Annotated in this window: 16 protein-coding genes; 8 read left to right on the top strand and 8 right to left on the bottom strand. The window is 39.2% G+C overall.

Annotation, left to right across the window (positions count from 1 at the left end; all coding sequences use genetic code 11):
• The gene (locus tag ACNEUN_RS01745) at window positions 1–954 is read right to left on the bottom strand and encodes a ComF family protein (protein WP_463630433.1); all 954 of its coding nucleotides are present in this window, start codon (window positions 952–954) and stop codon (window positions 1–3) included.
• Between the two features lie 137 nt (window positions 955–1,091).
• On the bottom strand, window positions 1,092–1,907 hold the full coding sequence (locus ACNEUN_RS01750; RefSeq protein ID WP_463630434.1) for an HAD-IIB family hydrolase: 816 nt from the start codon (window positions 1,905–1,907) through the stop codon (window positions 1,092–1,094).
• A gap of 105 nt (window positions 1,908–2,012) precedes the next feature.
• On the opposite strand from ACNEUN_RS01750, the gene ACNEUN_RS01755 reads away from it, so the two are divergent.
• Window positions 2,013–2,441 carry a metallopeptidase family protein gene (locus ACNEUN_RS01755; protein WP_463630436.1) on the top strand — a complete coding sequence of 143 codons (429 nt, stop codon included), beginning with the start codon at window positions 2,013–2,015 and terminating at the stop codon, window positions 2,439–2,441.
• A 25-nt stretch (window positions 2,442–2,466) separates the two neighbouring features.
• On the opposite strand, the gene ACNEUN_RS01760 is transcribed toward ACNEUN_RS01755, so the two are convergent.
• On the bottom strand, window positions 2,467–4,056 hold the full coding sequence (locus ACNEUN_RS01760) for a DUF5719 family protein (RefSeq protein ID WP_463630437.1): 1,590 nt from the start codon (window positions 4,054–4,056) through the stop codon (window positions 2,467–2,469).
• Window positions 4,056–7,343, bottom strand: coding sequence for a glycosyltransferase family 2 protein (locus ACNEUN_RS01765; RefSeq protein ID WP_463630439.1), 3,288 nt, complete (start codon window positions 7,341–7,343; stop codon window positions 4,056–4,058). Before ACNEUN_RS01765 ends, ACNEUN_RS01760 begins: the two co-directional genes overlap by 1 nt.
• A gap of 300 nt (window positions 7,344–7,643) precedes the next feature.
• On the opposite strand from ACNEUN_RS01765, the gene ACNEUN_RS01770 reads away from it, so the two are divergent.
• From ACNEUN_RS01770 to ACNEUN_RS01785, 4 genes are all read left to right on the top strand, one after another.
• Window positions 7,644–9,086 (top strand): LCP family protein, encoded by a 1,443-nt coding sequence (locus ACNEUN_RS01770; protein ID WP_463630440.1) that lies wholly within the window; start codon window positions 7,644–7,646, stop codon window positions 9,084–9,086.
• A 53-nt stretch (window positions 9,087–9,139) separates the two neighbouring features.
• The gene (locus tag ACNEUN_RS01775) at window positions 9,140–10,639 is read left to right on the top strand and encodes an LCP family protein (RefSeq protein WP_463630442.1); all 1,500 of its coding nucleotides are present in this window, start codon (window positions 9,140–9,142) and stop codon (window positions 10,637–10,639) included.
• 98 nt (window positions 10,640–10,737) lie between these two features.
• Window positions 10,738–12,567 (top strand): FtsK/SpoIIIE domain-containing protein, encoded by a 1,830-nt coding sequence (locus ACNEUN_RS01780; RefSeq protein ID WP_463630444.1) that lies wholly within the window; start codon window positions 10,738–10,740, stop codon window positions 12,565–12,567.
• Window positions 12,568–12,711: 144 nt separating this feature from the next.
• The gene (locus tag ACNEUN_RS01785) at window positions 12,712–12,978 is read left to right on the top strand and encodes a WhiB family transcriptional regulator (RefSeq protein ID WP_427876686.1); all 267 of its coding nucleotides are present in this window, start codon (window positions 12,712–12,714) and stop codon (window positions 12,976–12,978) included.
• A 160-nt stretch (window positions 12,979–13,138) separates the two neighbouring features.
• Here ACNEUN_RS01785 and ACNEUN_RS01790 read toward each other — a convergent pair whose 3' ends face one another.
• From ACNEUN_RS01790 to hflX, 3 genes are all read right to left on the bottom strand, one after another.
• Window positions 13,139–14,623, bottom strand: coding sequence for a sensor histidine kinase (locus tag ACNEUN_RS01790; RefSeq protein ID WP_427876684.1), 1,485 nt, complete (start codon window positions 14,621–14,623; stop codon window positions 13,139–13,141).
• Window positions 14,624–14,767: 144 nt separating this feature from the next.
• A complete protein-coding gene (locus ACNEUN_RS01795) occupies window positions 14,768–15,730 on the bottom strand; it encodes an L-lactate dehydrogenase (protein WP_427876682.1) in 963 nt (320 codons plus the stop codon).
• A 274-nt stretch (window positions 15,731–16,004) separates the two neighbouring features.
• Window positions 16,005–17,519 (bottom strand): GTPase HflX, encoded by a 1,515-nt coding sequence (hflX, locus tag ACNEUN_RS01800; protein WP_463630447.1) that lies wholly within the window; start codon window positions 17,517–17,519, stop codon window positions 16,005–16,007.
• Between the two features lie 68 nt (window positions 17,520–17,587).
• On the opposite strand from hflX, the gene ACNEUN_RS01805 reads away from it, so the two are divergent.
• Together ACNEUN_RS01805 and hrpA are read left to right on the top strand one after the other, a co-directional pair.
• Entirely contained in the window at window positions 17,588–18,292 is a 705-nt protein-coding gene (locus ACNEUN_RS01805) for a class I SAM-dependent methyltransferase (RefSeq protein ID WP_427876678.1), read from the top strand.
• A gap of 37 nt (window positions 18,293–18,329) precedes the next feature.
• The gene (gene hrpA / locus ACNEUN_RS01810; RefSeq protein ID WP_463630793.1) at window positions 18,330–22,472 is read left to right on the top strand and encodes an ATP-dependent RNA helicase HrpA; all 4,143 of its coding nucleotides are present in this window, start codon (window positions 18,330–18,332) and stop codon (window positions 22,470–22,472) included.
• 97 nt (window positions 22,473–22,569) lie between these two features.
• Here hrpA and ACNEUN_RS01815 read toward each other — a convergent pair whose 3' ends face one another.
• A complete protein-coding gene (locus tag ACNEUN_RS01815) occupies window positions 22,570–24,012 on the bottom strand; it encodes an MFS transporter (protein ID WP_427876676.1) in 1,443 nt (480 codons plus the stop codon).
• A gap of 261 nt (window positions 24,013–24,273) precedes the next feature.
• Here ACNEUN_RS01815 and ACNEUN_RS01820 point away from each other — a divergent pair, with 261 nt between their 5' ends.
• Window positions 24,274–25,194 carry a hemagglutinin gene (locus tag ACNEUN_RS01820; protein WP_463630449.1) on the top strand — a complete coding sequence of 307 codons (921 nt, stop codon included), beginning with the start codon at window positions 24,274–24,276 and terminating at the stop codon, window positions 25,192–25,194.
• Window positions 25,195–25,321 lie beyond the last annotated feature (127 nt).

The raw sequence follows: 25,321 nt of genomic DNA on the forward strand, positions 1-25,321 counted from the left end.
TTAAGTTTCATCATCGCGAGTATCAGACACAGCAGCTAGCGAAAACCCAGCAAGCACTCTAATACCAGAATCATTTAAAGTACGAACGCAACTGTTCATAGTTGAACCAGTAGTAACAATATCATCAACAACAATTGCGAAAATAGGATGATCAGTTTTCGAAAGTATATTTTTCTTTACAACAAAAGCATTCAAAGCGCGAGCAGCTCTACCAGAAGATCCAGAAGTTTGTACAGATTTATTTGACACGAAGGAATTCATTTTAAGAGGACTCGAAAAAATCGCAGGAATACCAGAATTATTTAAGTTTCTTGCAACTATTTTCGCTACAGGATCCACATGTTTTCTTCCACGTCTGCGAAATGATTTAGATGCTGATGGCGTAGGAATAATAAGAATTCTGTTATTCAAAACATTATTGAATTTATTATTCGAATAATTACTCACGTATTCTCGAATAACTCGTACTATCAAATTCGAAAGTAAAGTGCCAAAAATTGCATCACAAGCTACATCGTCGTGATCTTTCCAACGCAATATTGCTCTTCTAACATTTCCATCATATTTAGCGCAGGAATAACGGCAACCAGTAATGCTGCTAGATAAGGATGTTACTTGCCAAGACGCAAATTCTTCATAACACTTATTGCATAAAACTGTATCTGGAAAATCGCAACCTGCACAGCCTCGAGGAAGTAAAGTATTAAATAATGCAACTACTACGCTTTTCCAACTAACTTCAGTTATAGAATTTACTTCAGTATTTTCAACGCAATTTTCGTTATTACTTACGTTATTACTTACGTTATTATTTTCGATTTTATTTTCGATTTGACTTTCATTCTCACTTCCTTTTGAAGAAAAAGTACAGTGCGCAGTCCCCATCAACCTGCGCACTGCATCTACTACGTGTCGATCTCCCGCATATCGACGCGTAATCAATCCCCCAACCATGAAAACAAGTTTAAAAACTACTAAAAACGCTTACAAGAAAAAATACCCTATGTGGATACAGGGTAGGTTTTATCCACAATAAAAAAATAGTATTGCAAATTTTAGAATTTTAGTGTAGCAAACTCGCAAATATCAAATCACAAAAAAGCAAGTACCTTTTTGCACAATTCCAACGTATCTGAAGGATTACTTACTTTCACAGCCAAAGCTCCAGTCAAACAAGTCGGATAATCATTACCTTCAGGAGTCATCCTGTCGCCAATAAACGTAATACTGCAAATATCAACTTCAAAAGATTGCGCTAATGAATTAAGCGCTTCAGCTTTGTTATCTCCCCTACTAACAACATCAACACTAGTTTCCCCTCCTGCTCGTACTGCAAAATCAGGAAGCGCTTCAGCAACCATTGCAGTTAATTCAGACTGCAACTTTCCAGTAGGATCCCAAGCTTTTTTACTTTCTAAAGGCGCAAGTTGACCTAATGCAGAAAAAGTAATTTGACTACCCCTATACTCAATCTGCTCACCCCACAGATTGCTATCCCCAGGCGTTTTAAGAAGTCCCATATTTTTAGCACAATCTCGCATAACGCTTATTACATATTTAGCACGCGTTTCATCTATTTTATGCTCGTATACGCAACGCAAAATACCATCAGAATCAATACGGTAATAGCTTGTTCCATTTGTAGGCATAATATGCAAATGAGTAAGACAAGTATTATTTTTAAGCACATCAATTACCTGGCTTTTTACAAGCTCTAAACTTCCACCCGTAATAATCGCAACAGGCATAATATTAATCAACTTACTTAATACTGAAGCTATTTCAGGTACCATCGGTTTTCTAGAACACGCCAAAGTATTGTCTAAATCAAAAGCAATAACTGAGGATTGCGCAATACGCTCAGCAAGATTAGATTCTCGCCAATCATGCACCATCGCCTCAACCATTGCGCTTCCTCCTTGAGTATGCCTACTGTTCTAGTATTTCACATTGTACTTATATTGCAACGCTTAACACGTTGCTGTATGTATTTTATACAGTAAAATTAAATTATGGCAGATTTAATTTGGGAACAGAAAATATACCGTAACAGACACGGTAGAGGTATAAGAACACCAATGTTTGGTACGCGTCTGCCACGATACAGAACAGCAAGTGGAATGTTTGATTCTATGGTTGCTGGGCAAATTAGAAGACTTAACGGAGCTTGGCATGAGCTTACGAAAAATGTTCAGTTTGCTGTAGAAGACGTACCACCTTCCCAACCAGTTTTGTGGGAACCTAGTCGCAGGATTATGTCTCAATCATTCCCAGCAAATCGAGGAATACCTGCAAGAATAGTATTATACAGATTACCTTTGTGCACGCACGTAACTAGTAGAGCAGAATTACAGTACGCAATTAGAGACGAAATAGTTCAACGCCTAGCAGAACTATATGGAAGAAGGCCTGAAGAAATAGACCCAGATTGGGGAATATAAATTCTGATGCACGCAAAAGCTAAATTTAGTGAACTATACGCGGATCATTAGAAACACGAATATTCATATGCTGTGATTCTAAACTGTGCGGAGAAAGCCATGCAACTGAAGCAATATTCTCATCACTAAGGACTTTACTGTTTAACCTAGCTCCCCAAGAAAGAGAATCTTTTGACTTAAGCGTGTACATAACGGATTTATCATTAATATCGTTGCCTTTAATTTCAACAACAGAATTAGGAGTAACATCGTAACGCTTAGAAGCTATTAGTTCTCCTCGAGAATTATACGCATTAATAGCAAATGAAGAATTTTGATTATTCTCAGAAGCAACATACATAGTAGTTTCTGCTGCAGATAGTGGTGAAACTATTACACTATTTCCTTGGTTACGAACAGCAGTAATATAAGCCACATCTGACTGTCCAGCGCTTCCATCTCGAGAAACCTGAGCCATAGTATAGCAATCGACATTACTGTCTACAGTTAGCGCATTAACATTATCTGGAGCTACGCCAAGATCCACAACTTGAACTTTATTAGAAGTAACATCAATATCTTTAATCTTTTGCACTCCGCTCGAAGCAAGCCATGAAATAGAAGCATGACCTGATTTTTGCGGCCATATGTACAATTTTGTCTGATCTTGTGCAAGAACCCCTGGCATAATAGAAGTTTTTGAGCTCGGACTTAAAGTTTTAATAACATCAATGCCTTTAGGAGATAATCCTTCAGAACGAATAACATCTACATAAGATGCAACTGGCGTCTGATCGCTAACTACTTGAATATATGATCCTTCTGAATGCGAGATTGCGGCAGAAACATCAAAAGATACTTTACTTTTAGCTTGCACTGCAAAAGCACTTCCTGTTGAAAGATTAACAGGTTGGCTTCCATGCTCATAAGACCATGCACTAACGTTAATAACTGTAGCTTTTGAAGAAGTATTAACAACTACAAGTTTAATAGACACTCCAGTTTTAGATTCAGGAATAAGGAATGAGCTTCTCATTGAAGGATTACTGCAAGTAGAAGCTGCAATACCTCTCATATCTCCTTGAGTTGCCCAAGACGCGTACGCTGAAGCAATTCCCGTTCCAGAAGAAGCTTCAGAAAGATTCCCCTTTAAAATCTGAGCTTCATTATCTACAGTAGATTCAGCAAAAAGAGCGGAAGAATAATCGTCAGCATCAGCAGTTTTTAAATCAGTATACTGATCATCTTTAGAATTAATACCATTTACTTGAGCACTATAAACATCACCGAAAGCACCATACCTAGCTACAGCTTTAATATTTCCTTCAGTTTCGTGAAACTGACTATCACCGTATTTTGTAAGATCAGGAAGTGAAATTCTAGAAGGGCAAACAGTTTGCAAACTTGTGGCACTAACCTGATGCTCAATACTTGAACCTGATGAAGATGCAGAATCGACTAAAGATTTCATAGGACTCACAACAGACAACACTACTGAAGGCACAACAAAAAGAAGAGCACTCATCATAGAAAGCAACAAAACTGATACACTGTGTTTACGTTGCTTAGAAACAGTAGCGTCTTTCGCTTCAGCATGCTTATTACGTGATTCACGAGAGTCCTTAAACCAACTCATTAACAACCCTCCTCATACTCATCGTCAGAACGCTTAAGCATAGTATTAGATCCAAAACGAGGCACTGCAACAATGCAGTACAAAAGTATTACAAGCGCTGAAATAACAGCCCAAGGAGTTCTCCAAACAAGTAGTCTGGCTTTAAAGAACGGAGAAGTCTTAGACAATGAACTCTTAGAAGGCATTCCATCAAAACGGCAATATGCTCCGTTTGAAGAATTCACTACAAGCTGCGTACTTTCTGAAGCGTTAATATTAGCAATAAGACGATTAGTATCGTTACGTAAATTATTACTCATGCTGCTTGAATTAACTACATAAATACCGCCAATTCCCAGCTGTTTTAGAGAATCGATAGCACCATTATCTGCATGAGACATAAGTTTTGCAGCCGATCGAGATAAAGTTTTAAAACTAGATGACTCACCGTATATTGCAGTTCTTACTCTTAATGCAGGCGAAACATCAACAGAATCTCCACGCACAGTACGCATAACCGACATAGATACCTTAGAATCACCATGAACTTGCAAAGCTAATATTCTATTTTCACTACTCTTATCCAAGTAATCGGTAACTACCATAGGGAGTCCAGAATTAGTCGCGTTTACAGAAGCAACAGGCCCACTGAGCACAGCAAATAAGCCTAAAAGCACAGCCATAATTAACATTCCAAACGCAAGTATGCAACGAGCAACATAAATAATCTTATGAAGAAGCAAGGCTGCAGAACGTCTCATAGCAGCACGCCTACTGGCACGAGTTTTATATCCGCCTTCTGGAACAGAATTATTAGTGCGTTTCTTTTTTAACGGTTCAAAACGTCGAACTGCTTGACCTGCAACCATACACATGCATGAAAGAACACCTAAGGCCGTTAACGCAACACCGGGCAGTACACTTGCTGCAACACTACCATTAACATCAACTGCAACAGTAATACGGGATGCTACAAGCGAAAGAATAATTCCGCTAAGCATAACAGCCCACATCATTCTTGATACTCGCAAAGCAAACGGCAAAAGTAGAGAAACTACAGCCATAACAACAGCTAAGGTAGCAAAAATAATCATAATAATTCCGCGCAAACTAAGCAAAGGCATAGACTGCGAAATACCATGATTACTATTCATATTAAAAGCTCTTAACAATACCTGAGCATATCCAAGCGAATCAGGAGTACCATTAACACTTTGTAACGGCAACGCAGCACTAGCAAACATTTGTCGCCATAACCCAGTGGAAAAATACCTTAAAACGCTGCCCAAAGTTGGAAGCAAAATCAGTACGGCCGGCACAGGCATCAGAGCAAGCATGAATCTGTGAGAGCGAACCATAATAAGAGCCACAATAAAGATACAAATCAACGGGAGGAGAAGCTGAGGCTCGCACGCAACAGGAATCATAAAGCATAATGCGGCACACGCAGCACACTGCACAGACGGAACAGGCAAAACAGGATCTTCAGTAACATACATTCCTACAGCATGGAACGCGAACGCAAACGCAGCAGGTAAGAAAACCATCGTCATTAACATAGGCAAATCGCCGCGTGCAAATAATCCAAAAGCCATAGCAAGCATAGTCCAGCAAATCGCAGAGCACACTCGAACTAAATCAGAACGTGTGAATACGCCTGCGAGCGCCCAAAAACTCAAACACATAGCAGGAGCAGCCATAAAATACATTAGGCTTATTGCTAAAAGTGGATTAAAACCAACAGGTATAGACGCTAAAGTCCACACACTTAACCAAGATGACGGAGGCAAAGCCGGTCCGAAAGAGTCGTCTGGAATCCAGGAGCCAACAGCCGCATTAAGCAACTTAGAAAAATCAGCCCCAGTAGGAAGCCACTGGTCGGAATATAATGACGCTCCTGCAATAACTTCTCGCCAAGGAGCACCATAAAGCCACAAAGTTACTGCAAGAAGTATAAGAGAAGAAACTGTAACAGCACTCCACCTTCTTAAAACTCTCATATGAAGGTGTCGTCTTGCAAGCGGACTAAGTAGAACACATTTTAGCTGCGATTGGTAAGATAAAACTCTATCTCGCCAACGAGCAATTTGATGACGATCTGCAATAAGAGCAGATAAGCGTTTAGTTGAAACTCTTGTGGATCTAGCCACTCTTCTACGAGCAAATATAGCTTGAGGAAGATGCATAACAATAATCCAAGGAAGAATTAGATGTGCCCATGCGGAATAAGGACGTTTAATAAATAAATCTTTTAATGCAAGTACTAAAGCAGAAGGAAGACTTAAAATCCATAATAATGGCCAGAATACAATCCGCATGTCAGTATATTTATATCTTTGCTTTGCGATAAGAACAGACATAACTCCGTGATTTATACCAGATTTTTCTGCAGAACGAGCTTCGCCACTTCTAGTACGTAGTCCTTCAAAACGAGCACGCCTATGAGCTATTTTTGCGCGAGGAACCACAACTACCCTACCGCCGCTTACACACACTCTTCTGCAAAAATCTTTAGATTCTCCAAAAGTTGTCATCCAAGGCTGAGTACCGCGCATAGTTTGCCATGCGCTTAATGTGACTAAAGCGCCAGAAAGGGAAACAGAATACACATCTCCACGTCCATCGTACTGCTCTTGATCTTGTTCACCATCAACTGTTAAAGTGTGAACTCCATGATTCCAAGCGTACATTCCGACATTGTGTAAAATCTTTCCTTGCCAATCTACCTGTTTAGCACCTAGAACAGAAGCGGTAGGAGTATTACGCCAAGTATCTCGCAATTCTTCTAAGCAACGGCTATCGGCAGGACGAGAATCATCATGAAGCAACCAAAGGGCTTTAACGCCGCGTAACGGAAGAAGCTGACGTAAGGCTTTTTCTATTGCATCACCGAAAGATCTAGCAAAAGAGACTGGAACTATAATAATACGAATGCTGCGAGAATCTTTAGGAGTATTACTTTTAATATTACTTACTCCATCGCGCATAAATTTACTATTAGAACTTTCGGCAATATTTTCAGAAGATATAAAATCAGTAATTAAAGTTGTATCAAGAGTGATATCTATTGATGTTTGAACGATTTCTTCAACTCGATGAGCACAATCAACAACCACCAAAGTCTTGGGTAAAACTGACTGGTGAAGAACAGCGCGTAAAGTGTCACCATAGAAGCGCGTGTCTCTTTCCACACACATCATAGCCATGATCGAAGCATCTACTTCTCGAGGATGAGCCTCTTTTTCGGCGGAAAGCAGTTGCAACACTTGATTTTCAAGTGTATTTGCATCAGCGATTATTGAACTCATATTCACCAGTGTACGCAGGGGGTATGTATCCTATCAATTCTACAACACTTATTTATTATCAAATGTAGAATTTATCTAAAAATTTTTATTATTATTTTGAATTTTTCTTATCAAATTTCTTATTAAAAATAAGACACGCCATAAGTAAAAAATATGTGGAAAAATGCGCTAAATTTCACCACAATGCACTATAGTGGTGTGACATATGTGTTCAGTTGAGTATGCACTACTTTAAGAACACAAAATCACGTATAACACTTGAATATTCAGAGAATATTGTAGTACTCGAAAGAAGGTACCATGGTAACTTCACGGTATCCTGAGGGAATGCACTACCCAACAGATGATGATTGGGATTCAGAAGCACCGCATCATAGCCTCAGCTATCGCTTGACGAACCACGCACGAACTGTAATATGCATGTTCATTATTGCTGTATTAACTTTCTTTTCGAGTATTTTTGCTGCAGTATGGTTTGATTTTTCTTCAACTATAAAAGCTCGCGTAGTAAACGTTATTTCTAACGATAAGCAAGCTCATGAAGCACTTGATGCAAACTACGGAAAAACAGTGACGTTCTTAGTTTTAGGTCAAGATACTCGCGAAGGAGCAAACCGTAGCTTTGGTGGCGGCGGAGATGCAACTGACCATCAGTCAGACACTACAATGATTGTGCAGATAAGCGCAGATCGCTCATACATGAATATTGTGTCGATTCCACGAGATTCCATGGTTAATGCTCCATCTTGCGAAACAACACGTGGCACTATTCCTGCTAGACGACACGTTATGTTTAATTCTATTTTTGCCTTGGGTTGGGCAAAAGGTGGAGATTTATCTTCTGCAGCATCCTGCTCTCTTAAAGCTGTGAATGCTTTAACAGGATTGCATATAAGTAACTTTATTATTGCTGATTTTAGCGGTTTGAGTAATATGATCGATTCCGTCGGCGGCGTTGACATGTGCATTCCGGCAGATACTCGCGACCGCTACACGGGAGCTAATTTCAAGCAGGGCTTACAGCATTTGGATGGTAGGCAAGCAACCCAATACGCACGTATGCGTCATGACACTATGAGTGACGGATCTGACATAATGCGTACAACGCGACAACAGTATTTAGTAAAACAGCTTGTAAGACAAGCTTCTTCTAAAAATTTGTTCACGCAATCTAGCGAACTGTATCAGCTAGCAAAATCTTCATTAAACGCATTAAATATGAGCGAAGGATTAGCTAACCCTTCAACTCTTGTATCCCTTGCGCTTAGTATGCGAAAGCTTGATGCATCACATATTTATGCTAGAACAGTGCCGATTATTACTGATCCTTTAGATAAGAATCGCGTTGTTTGGTCAAAAGATGCTGAAAGCGTTTGGAATCTTATGCGTGAAGATAAGCCTGTTACAATGGCTACAGATTCGCATAAGCAGAGCAAAGACAGCAGCAGTAAGAATTCTAACAGTGCAGACAATTCGGAAGATAACGACTCTAACGAAAGCGAAAACGATCGTCTGAACAGAGTTTCCAGCAAGTCTTCTTCAAACAGCAGCAATCTGGGGCCTGTAGATCCTGAAACTGGTTTAGCTAAGAATTCCAGAGGACAGCTTATTGATCCTAATACTGGTGGCGTTGTAAATCCTAAGAACGGTACAATTATTGATCCTGTTAGCGGTCAATATGTTGGCTATGCTGACAAGTACGTAAATAACACGATTTGCGCACCTCACAAAACTGCTAAATAAGTACGTAAACGGTACGTAATTAGCTAGCGATTGCCTTTTGTGTAGGAGGGAATATGCTTCAGGATTATGAGAATAACCCAGAATATGGTAGTAATCATCAAAATTTCTCTTACACTCCAGGCGATCCAGGAACTCAAGGAACTCAAGGAACTCAAGGCGCACCAGGCATTCCGGGCGAGAACTCTCAAGCTGAATTAAATGAGTATGAAAATTATACAGAATATGCGCAAAACGGTTCGTTTGCGAATCAAAATTTTGATTCGCAAACGAATGATACGTATACTCCACCTAGTTTTTCGCCTAGAACGGCTAGAAGTCGCACAGCAGGCTCTTCTAATGCTGCTAAATTAAACGCTTCTTCCAATGCTGCTAAAAATATTGCATCTCCAGTTACATTAGCTCAGGCCTATGCTCAGGTTTCCGCTAAATCGCAACCGCAATATCAATCACAATCACAAAACTACGCACAAAACTATGCGCAGCAGCAGTATAATCAGCCTGCATTTCAAGAAAATCAGCCGAGAATACTTGAGGGAACTGTACACAATACGCCTCACCCACTAAATTCTGGCAATATACTTCCACGTTCGCCTCGCACTACTAGAAAACGCAAGATATTAAGAGCCTTAAGTATTATTTTCGTACTTTTACTTGTGATTCTTACAGGTTGCGGTTTTTACGCATGGCATTGGGTTGATTCAAGAATGCAGCGCGATAAGTGGCTTACTGATATGCCAGACACTCAAGGAACTACGTGGCTGATATTAGGATCAGATCAACGCGAAGGTGAGGAAGCAAAATATATTACAGGATTCCGTACAGATACTATTTTAGTTCTAACGAAACCTTCCAGCGGACACAGTTCTCTTATCTCTATTCCTAGAGATTCGCTCGTAACTATAAACAATAAGCGAATGAAAATAAATGCTGTTGCTCAGCTTTTAGGAAAATCAGCTTTAACTTCTGCAGTTGAAACAATTACAGGACACCATATTAACCATGTGGCAGAAGTACGCTTCAACGGATTAACTAAAGTAGTGGACGCTTTAGGCGGAATTGATTTGTGCTACAACCGCACAGTAAATGATGTTAGAAGTGGCATGAATTGGGTTGCTGGATGCCATCATTCGGATGGAAACGCAGCTCTAGCTTTCTCTAGAATGAGATATTCAGACCCGCAATCAGACTTTGGTCGCGCAGCACGTCAACGTATGGTAATTTCTGCAATAATAAAGAAGGCTCTTTCTAAAGAAACTCTTACTAATTTTGGGAAAGTAAAAAGCGTTGCAGAAGCTGGATTATCTTCAATAGTATTTGACGAAAAATCAAATCCTGCTACCCTATGGCAAATGAGTCAAGCTTTTAAAGACGCAACAGGATCAAATGGTATAACCGGAACTGTTTATTGGACTAATCCTGATTACAGAGTTCCTGGAGTTGGATCTTCAGTACTATTAGATGATGCGAAGAATCTTGATCTTTTCAACCAATTAGCTTCTGGCGAGCATGCTCCAGGCGTTGTAGGAACACTGGCAGAATTGCAAAATAAATAATTGAGTTTTGCATTTTAAAACTTTGCTCACGTTCAAGGCTGTATCCACAATGCAAAATTTTTCTTGTGTAATACTTTTATTGCACGCATCATAGCTTTATGAAATACAACGCGAATAAAAATAATAAATTAGAACGTGCAGTGTTTATTATGCAAATAACATCAAGTGTTATGCCAATACTAGCAAATATTGCTATTGCTGTAATGGCATGGATGCAACACAGTTGGATGATGTTAGCTATGGTAATACCAAGCATAATGATGTATGCAGCAAGTCTTATGCCACAAATATTGCAGTACTATTCTCAAAAACGCTCAGAAAGTGCAAATGCAGCAGAAAATTATAAAGTCGAATCAAATGCTAATGAAAAAATGTACGGCGATAATACTATTAGCAGAATAAACGATTATTCACAAAATATTACTGAACGCATACCTGATTTCGTAGCTCCAGTAAGCTTAGAAACTATACTTTTCCGCAAATTATCAACGCTACAGCTACGTATTCCGCCGTGGAAAGAAGTAGCCAGCTCATGGTTAGAAAATAAAAATCCATATAAAAGTTTAGATACTGAAATTGGCATAGGAAACAACGGTTACGTTCATTTAGATTTAGTAAATAACGGGCCACACGCTCTAGTAGCAGGAACAACAGGCTCAGGAAAATCAGTACTTCTTACCACCTGGTGTTTGTCTTTAGCTTTCCGATATTCTCCAAATCAACTTCGTTTCGTATTTATGGATTTTAAAGGAGGAGCTACTTTTGATCTTCTATCAAATTTACCGCATTGCATGGGAAACGTTGGCGACCTGAATTTAGAACATGCAGCAAGAGCACTTAGAGGTCTTGAAATGGAATTAGATAGAAGAGAACGTTTAGTTGCTAAGCAAGGCTGTAGTGATATGAGTAAAGTTACTCCCGTTCAACCAGTTCTTGTAATAATGATTGATGAATTTCATGCTCTTAGAGATAAGCTGCCAGATTATTTAAATCGACTTATTCGTATAGCTTCAGTAGGACGATCTTTAGGAATGCACTTAGTTGCCTGTACGCAAAATCCTATGGCACAAGTAAACGCTGATATGAAAGCAAATATAAATATGAATATTTGTCTTCGCGTACGAGATTCAGCACAATCTCATGAACTTCTAGGTTCTTCATGCGCTGCGCATATTAGTCCACAACTTCCTGGAGGAGCTTACTACAATACTGGAGATGGAATTAAAGCGCTTCGCTGTGCGCAAAGCAACAATCCTGCACTATTACTTCAAGCAATACGATTATCTGGAAGATTCTACCATAATGAATATTGCGAAGAGTTATTTAGTGCTCCACTCCCCTCTGCTATAAAGCAAAGCGATATTATGCATTGTATTGAGAGAAATAATAAGAATACTGAAAGTATGATAAATAATCCTATTATAGGAATACAAGATGATGGGATTCATTTAATACCAGCGTTTTTGAACACACATATTGGAAATATTGCTGTTATTGGAGGGCATGGTAGAGGAAAAACGAACCTACTTAGAATAATAGCGAAAAATTTACAAACGCAACTATATTGCGCAACTGACACCTCAACACTGCCAGATAATTATGATGAAAATAAAATCATAATTGTAGACGATGCTGATATGAGTTTAAACCCATTAAACTCAGATTTTCACGCTCAAAACCTTCAATCAAGAATAAGCTCTTCAAAAATACCAGTCATATTGGGAATTCATTCTGCAAGATTCTTAAGAATACCAGATCAAGCTCCTGTACGAATAGTATTTCCTACTGGAGATACGGGAACTGATGCTCTTCTTGGCATACCATCATCATTAAGTCAGTCTCTTACTACTGAAGATTATCAACTGCCAGGAAGATGTGTAATCATAACTCCAGGAAGTGCAAGAAAAGCGCAAATTTTAATTAATTAAGAAAAAAATTGATTAAATTTAAAACAAATATGTGAAAGGCCTTGAAAAAAATAAATATTCATGCTTTCCTTACATACGGGGGAAATAAAATTGATATTTTCTCTTAAGCTTTCTAAAACTTGTAAGGAAAGAGGCTATTCGCTCATGAGCAGTGCGTTTGACTGGAGAACAAAAGCAGCATGCAGAGATAAAGATCCCGAACTGTTTTTCCCAGTTGGAAATACTGGAGCTTCTTCCCAGCAAATAGAAGAAGCAAAATCTGTTTGTAGATCATGCAATGTAGCTGACGCTTGCCTTAAGTGTGCTCTTGAAACAAGTCAAGACTTTGGTGTTTGGGGCGGTATGAGCGAAGAGGAACGCAGATCGCTTAAACGTCGTGCTTTGAGAGCTCGCCGTAGTCAATTAGATTAGTTTATAGACTAGTTTATAGTTTGGTTTTTACTTCAGAAACTTACAAATCTAATAAACCGATACTCTACTAAATTAATAAAACTTTAGGTGGATAAAATAAATTGTTGGCTACTGCAGAACAATAGCCAACAATTAAAATATTCTCGTATAGTTGTTTCTACTACTCTATTCCAGGCACACGCAGCTTAATATCAAGAACAACTCTAGTACCACCGTCTCGGCGAGGTTCCCAACGGACAGTACCGCCAAAATCGTTAGTAACAAATGTATTAATAAGTTGCGTTCCTAAACCAGATCCAGATGAACGAGCCATGCCGTGAGATGATTCACTTTCTATACCAGTGCCATCATCTTCAACAATAATATTAAGATTATCTCCGCCACGACCTACAGAAATAGTAATATGACCTTCAGTCCTTCCCTCAAAACCATGCTCTACGGAATTAGTAACTAATTCCGTAAGAACAAGGGAAAGCGGAGTAGCGTCTTGAGCCGCAAGCATACCAAATTTGCCTATAAAATTGATATCAATATTTTGATCTTGAGACGCTAGCTCAATAGACATTTTCAGTAAGTTAGAAATAACCTTATCAAAATCAACGATCTCGTCAGCAGTCTGGCTTAAACCTTCATGAACCATAGCAATCGTTTGAACACGACGCTGAGCTTCTTCAAGTTCCTTTCTAACTTCCGCAGACTTAGTTTTCCTAGCCTGTAATCTCAACAAAGCTGAAACTGCTTGAAGATTATTCTTAACTCTGTGATGTATTTCAGAAATAGTAGCATTCTTAGTTTGCAATTCCTGCTCTCTACGAAGCACTTCAGTAACGTCTCTGCATAAAACCACAGAACCAATACGATTATTAGGACCATAAAGAGGAAGAGAGCGCATAGAAATAATAGAATGGTTCGCTTCTAATTCACAATCAACATCTGCCTTACCTGTTAACACAAGAGGCAAACTTTCTGGAACCATATCGTTTGTATGCAATAATCTTGTAGCAAATTCGCTTAAATACTCGCCTTGCATGGTATCTAAACCACCCAAACGACGGAAACAGCTTATAGCATTTGGAGAAGCATATCTCACTATTCCACTTTCTTCCAAAACTATAAAACCATCAGCAACACGAGCATTATGACGCTGGTTAAGAACTGAATCTTTATAAGGGAACTGACCCCTAGAAATCATATCGAATAAAATTTTACCAGCGTTTATACTTTCCATTTCATATCGTCCATTTGATTCTCGAGTAGCTAAGTTAGTTTCTCGAAGAACCAAACCCAAAGTCTTACCGTTATGGTGCACAGGAGCATAAACGTTACAAACTGTTGCTCTTCCTATAGATCGTAAAATCGAGGAATGGAAAATTGTTTCTGATCTCATTGCTTCTGACAATTCTTCCGTTAAAGAATTATCCATTTTTTTGCCAAGCAAATCATCAGTACGAATAGTAATTGCTGTTGATGGACGGCACTGTTCAGCAACAACATAATCACCATCACCATTTTGAATAATCAACAGAAGATCAGCAAAACTTAAGTCAGCAATTACCTGCCAATCTGCTACCAAATGGTGTAAACACTCGCGGTCAGACTCATCAAAATCCGGTCGAGTAGCAAGAATATGAGAGAAATCAGCCATAGTGACAATAATATATCTAGCTCATAAACAATAAGCCAATTTGGTATGTTGCAGTAATATTCATAAAAAAGCTGCCCCCGAGCTTACGCCGGAAGCAGCTTATAAAATTAATAGAAAATTTAGTTATTTAAATTTAGTTTTTAATTAGAAACCAAACTTTGCAGCAGTTTCACGCAAAGTGTCAGCAGAACGCTTCAAAGCTGCCAACTCGCGGTCGGAAACTGGAGTGTTCAAGCAAGAATTTACACCATTGCGGTTCAACAAAGTTGGAACAGACATGCACACATCGGAAATACCATGGAAATCCTTCAACAAGGAAGAAACTGGCAAGATACGATTAGTGTCGTTAAGAACAGCCTCAACAATGTCAACACCAGACATTGCGATAGCATAATTTGTTGCACCCTTACCGCTAATAATCTTGTAAGCTGCGTTAACAACTTCCTGATGAATCTCCTCACGCTTAGCAGCATCAAGAGGCTCATGACCTGGAAGAGCATTCCAATCGCACATTGGAACGCCACCGATGGTTGCAGAAGCCCACAGAGGAACTTCGGAATCACCGTGTTCGCCAGCAATGTATGCGTGAACGTTCTTAACATTAACACCGGTGTGCTGAGCAATTAAGAAACGAAGACGAGCGGAATCAAGGTTGGTACCAGAACCAAAGATTTGGTTAGAAGGAAGACCAGAAAGCTTCATTGACACATGGGTAACCACATCCACAGGATTGGTGATCAGCATGTAAATAGCATTTGGAGCAACCTTTACCACGTTTGGAATGATTGACTTCATAATATTGATAGTGGCACCAGCAAGATCGAGGCGGCTCTGGCCTGGCTTCTGACGAGCGCCGGCAGTTATAACTACCATATCAGCGTCACGGCAGATTTCAACATCATCAGAACCATCGATAGACACTGCAGGATAGAAGCTTGAACCATGCTGCATATCAAGAACTTCAGCTTCTACACGCTCTTTAGCAATATCCTCAAGAACAATTTCACGGGCAACACCACGCTGAGCAGCAGCGAAAGCGAGCGTCGAACCAACTGCACCAGCACCGATAATCGCCAGCTTTGTTGGCTTAACCTGCGAATTTACCATGAGAACTAACCTCTTTTCAACAACCGATTTCACTTTCAGGCATGACAAAATATGCCATAGCAAACATGAAAGCTGCTCTCACATTAAGAGCCATTGGTACAAACACTTTCACTCTAATAGCACCATTGGAACTTATAACAATAAACAGTTAAATTAACATAACATAGCAAAAAAGTAACTATAAATACCACATTTAGTACCTAATAGCACTATTAATTACTATACTTTACAATTCGATAATCAAAATCAAAAGTTATAAAATGTGAAAAAGCAACTAAGAAATAGCAACTTGCATTATTCTTGCAGCCAGCGAATCACTTACAAAAGCTACTAACGCAACGCCATCATCTCTATAGTCAACACTTTCGACAACACCATTTTCTCTAACAGAAGAAAGCAAAGAACCAGCAGTATAAGGAAGTACCGCTTCTACTCTAACTCTAGGAGAAGGAAGTAAGGACTCAATATTATTTAATAGTGAATCAATATTCTCTCCAGTAGCAGCAGAAACAACATATGCGTTTGGATACAGCGAAGATAGCCTATCGCGCATTGGCTGAGAAATACAATCAGATTTATTAAATGCTATAATCTGAGGAATATCCTCAACTCCATCAATATGCGAAAGAACATCATTTACAGCATCAATTTGAGAAGAAGGATCAGGATGCGAGCCGTCAACAACATGCAAAATTACATCCGCCTGACCAACTTCTTCCAAAGTAGATTTGAACGCTTCTACCAATTGCGTAGGCAGTCTACGTACAAAACCTACAGTATCTACTAAAGTGTAATTTCTACCATCTCGCGTTTGAGAACGACGAACTGCAGTATCAAGAGTGGCAAATAATGCATTTTCTACTAATTCTTCCGAACCAGTAAGCCTGTTAATAATAGAGGATTTACCAGCATTCGTATATCCTACTACAGCAACAGTTGGTATTGCCTGGCGTCTACGTGAACCACGCTTAATGTCTCGAGCAGGAGCCATATGTGCAATATCATTTCTCAATTTCGAAATACGATTGCGAATAGCACGACGATCCATCTCGATTTTAGTTTCGCCAGGGCCTCTAGAACCAATGCCAGCATCTCCTGCAGCTCTACCACCTGCCTGACGAGAAAGAGCCATACCCCAGCCTCTTAAACGAGGAAGCATGTACTGCAATTGCGCTAACTCAACTTGAGCTTTACCCTCACGACTGGTTGCATGCTGAGCAAAAATATCCAAAATAACAGCGGTGCGATCAACAACCTTAACTTTAGTCGCATCTTCCAAAGCTCTACGCTGGCTAGGAGGTAGATCATCGTCAACAATAATCGTATCGGCATCATGCTGAGCAACTACTGCTGCAAGTTCGCGCGCTTTACCTGAACCAACATAAGTTGCAGCATCTGGCCTATATCTTTGCTGCAACATGCCATCACACACAACAGCACCCGCAGTCTGCGCCAACGCCGCAAGCTCTCGCAAAGATTCTTCTGCTTGAGAAAGCGTTCCTCGCGCGCTTGACCACACGCCAACTAATACAACTTTTTCAAGACGAACTTTACGATATTCAACTTCAGTAACGTCTTGCAGCTCTCCTAAACCCGTAACTCTTTTAAGAGCATTACGCGATTCACGCTCCTGCCACGCTTCATCATGCTTCTCACTGTTTGAAGTAGTGTCTAGAAGCACATCAGAATGACCAGAAAGCACATCATTATGCTCACTATTCACATTGCTACTACTGATATCTACGTTATTTACCAAAGATGCACCCTTCGTTGTTCTACTTAATCGCATTTTACAACGTTTGTTTTATTATTGTGATTTTAGAAGACATATTAAATGCTAAGCAATGAATAAGTACAATGATTAAAAACCAGGATCAGAAACAGAATAAGCTTAAAAAACAGCCTCAGAATCAACCTAAAACTAAATCAGTAAAGAAAAGCGGCGAACAGTACTTCTCTGCAACTCCTGCATCAAATGACGAAAGACGCAGTTTGAAAGTAACTTTGCGAGGACATGACGCAAATATGCAGGTTTCTAACGGAGTTTTTAGCGCTTCAAGACTCGATTTAGGAACCTCAGTATTACTAAAGCATGCTCCTAAACTTCCAGAGACAGGCAGATTTCTCGATATTGGATGCGGCTGGGGACCTATTACGGTAGCACTAGGTTTAGAATCACCAAACGCGGAAATAGTTTCTATTGATGTAAACGAACGCGCGCTAGAATTAACGCAAATTAACGCAAAATCTGCTGGCTTAAAGCATATTCGTACAGCTCTTGTAAAAGACGCATTAGAAGAAAGCAACGAAGAAGAATTTAAAGATTTTGACATAATATGGTCAAATCCACCTATTCGAGTGGGTAAAGAAATATTGCATGAAATATTACTTACCTGGATTCCAAGATTACGAGTTGGAGGAGCAGCATACTTGGTTGTGCAAAAAAATCTTGGATCAGATTCGCTTATAACCTGGCTTTCAGAACAGCTTGGAAATACTTATAGTGTAGAAAAATACGCAAGTTCCAAAGGATACCGAATTATAGAAGTACTAAAAAAGTAAGTACTAAAAGTAGTACTAAAAAGAAGTATTAAAAAGTATTAAGAAGCGAAAATCTACGAAAAGAAATAAATACACTATGAAATTCGACTACCCTGTTGAGCTTCCTATTTGCGCAGCACACGACGAAATAATAGAAGCAATTAAGTCTTCACAAGTCGTGATTATTTCCGGACAAACCGGCTCCGGTAAAACTACGCAAATCCCAAAAATGGCGCTTGAACTTGGAAGAGGCGGAAGAGGTAAACAAATAGTACACACTCAGCCTCGCCGTTTAGCTGCGCGCACTGTTGCTGAGCGAATCGCAAGCGAAATGGAAGTAAAATTGGGCGAAGAAATCGGCTACCAAGTGCGTTTTACCGACGAAAGTTCACCTAAAACAAAGCTTCGAATTGTTACTGATGGTATTTTACTTGCGCAAATTCAGCGAGATCCTCTTCTTACTAAATACGACACGATTATTATTGACGAAGCCCACGAACGCAGTCTTAACATTGACTTTTTGCTAGGATATTTAACAACTTTACTTCCGCAAAGACGCGATTTGAAACTAATTATTACTTCAGCAACAATAGATTCTGCAAAATTCCGTGAACATTTTGAGCAAGCTTTACACATAAAAATTCCTGTTATTGAAGTTTCTGGACGCACTTACCCTGTGCGAGTGCTTTATGAGCCGCTTGGATCTGCGCCTTCACTTATGCGACATGTCCCCGGCTTTGCAGACATAACAATGGATGAGGAAACTGTTGCAGAAAGCCAATCTAGCGAAAGCAATCGAGATGATATTGCAGATGAAGATATGACATCTGCAGTAACACGCGCATGCGCTCAATTAGTTATTCATTCGAGCCACGATCAAGGCGCTCGCGATATTATGGTTTTTGCTTCCGGCGAGCGCGATATTCGCGAATTTGAATCAGGATTACGCTCGTATTTTGGCACTCGAGCAAGTGATATGAAGCGAGCGGATGCTATTGAAATAGTGCCACTTTTTGCGCGTCTTTCTGCAAAAGATCAGCATCGCGTATTTGAACATCACTCTCATCAACGCATCGTTATTGCTACGAACGTTGCTGAAACTTCGCTTACTGTTCCTGGGATTCGATACGTTGTCGACCCTGGTTTTGCAAGAATTAGCCGATATTCTAAGTCTGCAAAAGTGCAAAGGCTTCCTATAGAGCCAATTTCTCAAGCGAGCGCAGATCAGCGCTCTGGAAGATGCGGACGAATCGCAGACGGAATTGCTATTAGACTTTACTCGCGAGAAGATTACGAAACTCGCCCTCGTTTTACCGATCCTGAGATTCTGCGTACTTCGCTTGGATCAGTAGTATTACACATGCTTTCAGTAGGTGTTGCTAAAACTGGCGAAGATATTACGAATTTCGGTTTTATTGACCCTCCTGATATGAAAGCAGTAAGCGACGGCTTTAATGAACTTAACGAGCTTGGCGCAATAAGCAGAAAATCAGGTTTCATCACTTTAACTCATATTGGCCGCGAGCTTTCAAAATTGCCGATTGATATTCGTTTAGGACGCATGATTATTGAAGCAGCGCGTAAAACCACTCCGAATACTCTTGCTGCAGTGCTTGTAATTGTTGCGTTTTTGAGTTTGCAAGATCCGCGCGAGCGTATGGAAGAACAGCGTGAAGAAGCGGATAGACTTCATAATCGTTATGCGGATGAAACAAGCGATTTCTTAACTGCTTTAAATATTTGGGATTATATTTTCCAAGCAGACGGAAACATGAGCAATAATGCTCTTCGCAAACTTTGTAAAGCGGAATTCTTCCACTTTTTGCGTTTAAAACAGTGGAAAGATTTAGTTAATCAACTTCAAGACTTGTGTAAAGAATTGCATTATAAAGTTGGCGAGCCTATTCCATCTAAAAGGCCATCTTTGGAAATTCGTCAGCTTCCTAATAATCAGCAGGCTGCTCACAGCTTGTGCTGCTCTTGGGATTCGCAAGGCATACACTCGTCGATGCTTGCAGGCTTACTTTCTATGTTGGGAATGCAAGTAGTGCGCGAACCAAAAGCTTCAGATTTTGCTAATTTGCATGGATCAGCAAAAATTCGAGCTATGAAACGCGCTCAAAAAATGGCTAAAAACGATTATCAAGGCGCGCGCGGAGGAAGATTCGCAATATTCCCAGCTTCAGCCGTTTCTAAAACAACTCCTTCATGGGTTATGTGTACACAATTAGTTGAAACATCTAGACTTTGGGCAAGATATTGTGCGCAAATCGATCCTGCTTGGGCTGAGCCTCTTGCTAAAAATCTAACTAGAATCACGTATTCTGACGCTCATTGGAGCGCTTCTAAAGGTGCTGCTGTAGCAAAATCTAAAGTATTACTATACGGATTGCCTATTGTTCAAGATCGCACAGTTCAATGGGCTAGAGTTAATCCTTACGAAGCTCGAATGATTATGATTCGTCAAGGCTTAGTTGAAGCAGACGTACAACAACGTTTTGCACACGATGAGTTTATTTTAAATAATCGCAATGTGCTTGAAGACGCAGATAATCAAGCAAATCGCACTCGTCAAATAAGCGAAACTGTAAACGACGAAGATTTATTTACTTTTTACGACACTCGTCTTCCTCAAGAAGCAACTACTATCGCAGCTCTTGCAAAATGGTGGAAAGATAACCGCGAAGAAGATCCGCACAAGTTAGATTTTAATCCAGATGAAGTTGAACGTTTACAAACTACGCAAAGCACTGATTTAGCTGATTATCCTGATCATTGGAACACGATTGGCACAGACGGTCAGCCTATAAGACTTCGTTTAAGTTATATTTATGATCCAGCTAATCCTTTGGATGGCGTAACAGTGCACGTGCCTCTTCACACGCTTTCGCGTTTAACTCCTGAAGAGTTTAGTTGGAATGTTCCAGGCTTGCTTGACGAGCTTATTATTAGCATGATCAAATCTTTGCCTAAAGCTTTACGAGTACAGTTCGTTCCAGCTCCTGATACTGCTAAAAAAATTCGCGAGTGGATTGACGAACATTACGATGAACTTCCTGGAATTGAAGAAACAGGAACAAACATAAATAAAAATAGGTTGATCTGGCCAGATTTTAGAGAAGTTTTCACTAAAGCTGCAATTAGCGTAGTTGGAGCGCAAATACATCCTGAAGTGTTTAATGATGAACAAATGAATCGCCTATCACCTTACGTTCGTATAACTTTTAGCGTTGAGGAACGAAAAACTAACGAAAATCGCAATAAACCTACAGGACGTAACAAGTATTCTAATCGCATAAAACCTACTATTCTTGGAACCGACAAATCATTAATTGCATTACAGCAACGATTTGCGAAAGAAGCTCAAAAATCAGCTTTAGAAGCAATAAATCGAAAAGCAAATATGGCTGCACAATACGGGAATGTTATTGAACGAGCTGATTTATTACACAAGTCTGGTGCTACAAATCTTTCTCGATCGCAAATGGTGTGGGATAGTGCGTTAAACATGCTGCGTCTAGACGATAAACGCATTACTTCTCGCTGGCTTGGATCTGAAGCTCTACTACTCGCAGCTGCACCTTACTCAACTTCTAAGGCTTTAGCGGAAGACTTGCAAATGGCTGCAGTAAAAAGATTGTTGCCTAATACCGAAAAAATTACAGACGATATTTTGCTTAAAGAAGCAGTTTCAAACGTGTCTGAAGTGTATGAAGATACTGTTTATGCTGTTGCGCACGATGTTATAGCAATATTAAAGCGTCAAGCAGAATCGAGTAAAGCTGTTTCAGGAAAAGCTGATTTGCCTTTGCTTTCCGTATTGCAATCAATACGCGAACACACTGCAAGTCTTGTGTACGAAGGATTTATTGCTAAAACTCCATCCGATTCACTACCTAGTATTGAACGCTACTTGCATGCAGACGTGATTCGTCTTGCTAAAGCTAAAGCAGATAAAAATCGTGATGTGCGTTGGGCTTGGCAAGCAGATGAAGCACATAAGCTTGTAGTAAAAGCTCAAGAAGACGCTCAGAAAATTCCAGCAGGACCATCACATGACGAGTCGCAAATAATCGCTGAGAAATTACGCTGGATGTGCGAAGAATTCTATGTCTCTCTTTGGGCGCAAGAATTAGGCACAGCTTATCCTATAAGCATACAAAGAATGCGTAAACTTTATGACGGTAAGAATTCCAAATAAAAACAAAATGAAGTAAAAAGTAGGTATGTAGAATAAACAACACAAAGTATTCGAAAAGTATTCGAAAAGTATTCGAGAAAAGGAAATATTATTCTACCTATTCTTCTTCTACTTCTAAATCATTACTTTCTTTAACCATAAAATTACGAACAGTAAATACTATTACTCCAACAAAAGCAACTGCAGAGCACATAAGAGCTATATTCGCAAATCCTGACGAAATACCAGAAGCTCCTGTTATAGAATAACCTCGCAACAAATCTTTATCAAGAATACCGTCGAAAATAACTACGCCAACAGAAGCAGAAACATTAATTACCAGATCGTTCATACCGCATCCACGACCTGATTCTTCTACCGGAAGCGCCGAAAGAACTGTGGAAGCTATAGGAGAATATATTAATCCGCATCCAGCGTAATACACACAAGCGCACAAAGTAAGCGCAAGGAAACCGGTATTTATTAATATTGCAGCACCAAACCAGCCAAACATTATCAGCAATAATGCAAGCACTAATCCAGTTTTTCGCCCTATTCGGCTGATTATAAGACCTGAACATGATCCAAATACTGCAGCTACTACAAAAGCCCATACAAGATGAGAAGATACTTGAACAGTACTCATATGATATATAGTTTTGCCAACTCTATTAAACATTGGACTAATGCAATAATTTGTGAAGTATATTATGCTCATCAAAATCATTCCAGTAAGCCAACGCTTATTTTTAAAGAATGCCGGAGTAACAAAAGGATTCCGAGCTTTATTAATATATACACCAAAAATTATGAACAAAACCAACGCCAGTACAAGCATTAAAACATTTTTATACGAAGTAAATAGCGTAAGAGATGCTACTGCAAAGCCAAAAATTATAAATCCGATTGTATCAATTTTTTGACCATTACCATTCTGAGTTGGCAAATAATGTCGAAGCGCAGGAAGGAAGAAAATAGTTAAAGTAGGAATAAGGAATAGATACTGCCATGCTATTGAACTCAATATTCCAGCTGCGAATACTCCTATAGATGCCGAAAGTTGGTAAGCTGTAGTGAAAAGTCCGAAAAAAATAACTTTCAGATCATTTCGTAAATATTTTGTTGCTATAACTAGGAAGGAGGATCCAGCTACCTGCTCTCCTGTAGTTTGCATAATACGAGCCGCAATAACAGTCCACAAATTTGGAGTGAAATAAAAATTAGCTATAAACCCAAAAAGTGAGCCTATAAAAAGCGATGTTAAGCCGATCGTAACAAGTTTTCTTAGTGATACAAAATCCCCAAGCGAGCCATAAATAAAACAAACGATTCCTAATACAATTCCAGGCAATCCTGTTATAAGAGGGGCTTGATCTAAGGATTTTACATCTATTCCAACCTGTTCGTAAACAAGATTAAAACCTTGCAAACACAGAGTACCTATAACGAATGTGATTAATAATAGAATTAACGAATGAACCGCTACTTTATTACGTGTTTTTGGATCACTGTATGGATCTTTAACCACATAATCAATGTTATGAGTATTAGCCTCTGACATTTCACTCCCCTGCTAAAGCGTAAAGTATGGTCCAACGTCTTAGTATGTACAAGCATCTTAAAGAATACTAAAACAACATAATCAAATTGCTATAGTCATACGTAACTTCATAGTCCGATAATTCTATCGTTTGATAGTTACAAGAAGACATGCTCTATTTGCTATATCATGCACTCGATTAATCAAAAGTTACGTAATAATTATCCAGAATGATATGCACTGTATTTATATATAATAGAAAAGTCGCACAGGAGGATAATTATGGCTCGTAGAAGAAATAAATATAATTTCATTCGCAGGAACCGTAGTAGTGCGAGAAAAAGCAATATTCTCAATAAGAAAAATAATTTACTAACTAAAATTTATTCTAGTAAAATCTTTCGTAATACTCTTATTATCGTTGTTACCATCGCTATTCTTACTCCTGTTGTTAATTGGATTCGTTGGGAACAGAATATTATTTCTACAAAAAATAGGCAGGAACAACTACTGTTACACTTCGAATTTAATCCTGGAAATATTATTTCTGACTCTCAATTTTTTAATGATAATGCTATGAGCCTTGATGATGTTCGCGAATTCGTTCGTAAAAAAGGAGCGAACTGCAAAGGCAAAAATTGTCTTCGAAAAGCATATTTTAATACTCGAACCATTCCGGCTGACTCATTATGCTCAAAGTATCAGGGTGTAAGCAATGAATATTCGGCAGATATAATATATAAGTCTGCAAAAGCATGTCATATAAGTCAAAAAGTACTCCTAACTATGTTGCAAAAAGAGCAACACTTGTTAACAGATACGAATCCTAAAGAATTCCAATACAAGTCAGCTATGGGATTAAGCTGTCCAGATGATGCTAATTGTGATCCTCAATTCGCTGGATTCTTCAACCAAGTATTAGGAGCAGCAAGACGATATCGTTATTATTTACTGCACAGCGATAAGTACAATTATCATCCAAATACACTTAACTCTATTCAATATTCCCCAGATAAATCGTGTGGACATAGCAACGTATATATAGAAAATACTGCTACTGCATTGCTTTACATTTACACTCCTTACCAGCCAAATCTTGCTGCATTAGAAGCAGGTTTTGGTGAAGGTGACTCATGCTCTACTTACGGAAATCGTAACTTTTCACTAATTTATTCTATATGGTTTGGCAATCCACGTAAGTAAGTAAGCAAGCGAATAACTAACTCAGTTAACTAAGTAACTAAGTAAGTATATTGTAGCTATTTACTTGGCTAATATAATTTCGCAAAATACGCTTCTTATGTTGAACTGTCACAACATACTAATTCCG

The organism is Gardnerella sp. C0684A1, assembly GCF_055326835.1.

What these genes read in the sequence shown, in the direction of transcription:
- ACNEUN_RS01745 (WP_463630433.1), bottom strand. Translation starts at nt 954, where the DNA reads ATGGTTGGGGGATTGATTACGCGTCGATATGCGGGAGATCGACACGTA.
- ACNEUN_RS01750 (WP_463630434.1), bottom strand. Translation starts at nt 1,907, where the DNA reads ATGGTTGAGGCGATGGTGCATGATTGGCGAGAATCTAATCTTGCTGAG.
- ACNEUN_RS01755 (WP_463630436.1), top strand. Translation starts at nt 2,013, where the DNA reads ATGGCAGATTTAATTTGGGAACAGAAAATATACCGTAACAGACACGGT.
- ACNEUN_RS01760 (WP_463630437.1), bottom strand. Translation starts at nt 4,056, where the DNA reads ATGAGTTGGTTTAAGGACTCTCGTGAATCACGTAATAAGCATGCTGAA.
- ACNEUN_RS01765 (WP_463630439.1), bottom strand. Translation starts at nt 7,343, where the DNA reads ATGAGTTCAATAATCGCTGATGCAAATACACTTGAAAATCAAGTGTTG.
- ACNEUN_RS01770 (WP_463630440.1), top strand. Translation starts at nt 7,644, where the DNA reads ATGGTAACTTCACGGTATCCTGAGGGAATGCACTACCCAACAGATGAT.
- ACNEUN_RS01775 (WP_463630442.1), top strand. Translation starts at nt 9,140, where the DNA reads ATGCTTCAGGATTATGAGAATAACCCAGAATATGGTAGTAATCATCAA.
- ACNEUN_RS01780 (WP_463630444.1), top strand. Translation starts at nt 10,738, where the DNA reads ATGAAATACAACGCGAATAAAAATAATAAATTAGAACGTGCAGTGTTT.
- ACNEUN_RS01785 (WP_427876686.1), top strand. Translation starts at nt 12,712, where the DNA reads ATGAGCAGTGCGTTTGACTGGAGAACAAAAGCAGCATGCAGAGATAAA.
- ACNEUN_RS01790 (WP_427876684.1), bottom strand. Translation starts at nt 14,623, where the DNA reads ATGGCTGATTTCTCTCATATTCTTGCTACTCGACCGGATTTTGATGAG.
- ACNEUN_RS01795 (WP_427876682.1), bottom strand. Translation starts at nt 15,730, where the DNA reads ATGGTAAATTCGCAGGTTAAGCCAACAAAGCTGGCGATTATCGGTGCT.
- hflX (WP_463630447.1), bottom strand. Translation starts at nt 17,519, where the DNA reads ATGCGATTAAGTAGAACAACGAAGGGTGCATCTTTGGTAAATAACGTA.
- ACNEUN_RS01805 (WP_427876678.1), top strand. Translation starts at nt 17,588, where the DNA reads ATGATTAAAAACCAGGATCAGAAACAGAATAAGCTTAAAAAACAGCCT.
- ACNEUN_RS01815 (WP_427876676.1), bottom strand. Translation starts at nt 24,012, where the DNA reads ATGTCAGAGGCTAATACTCATAACATTGATTATGTGGTTAAAGATCCA.
- ACNEUN_RS01820 (WP_463630449.1), top strand. Translation starts at nt 24,274, where the DNA reads ATGGCTCGTAGAAGAAATAAATATAATTTCATTCGCAGGAACCGTAGT.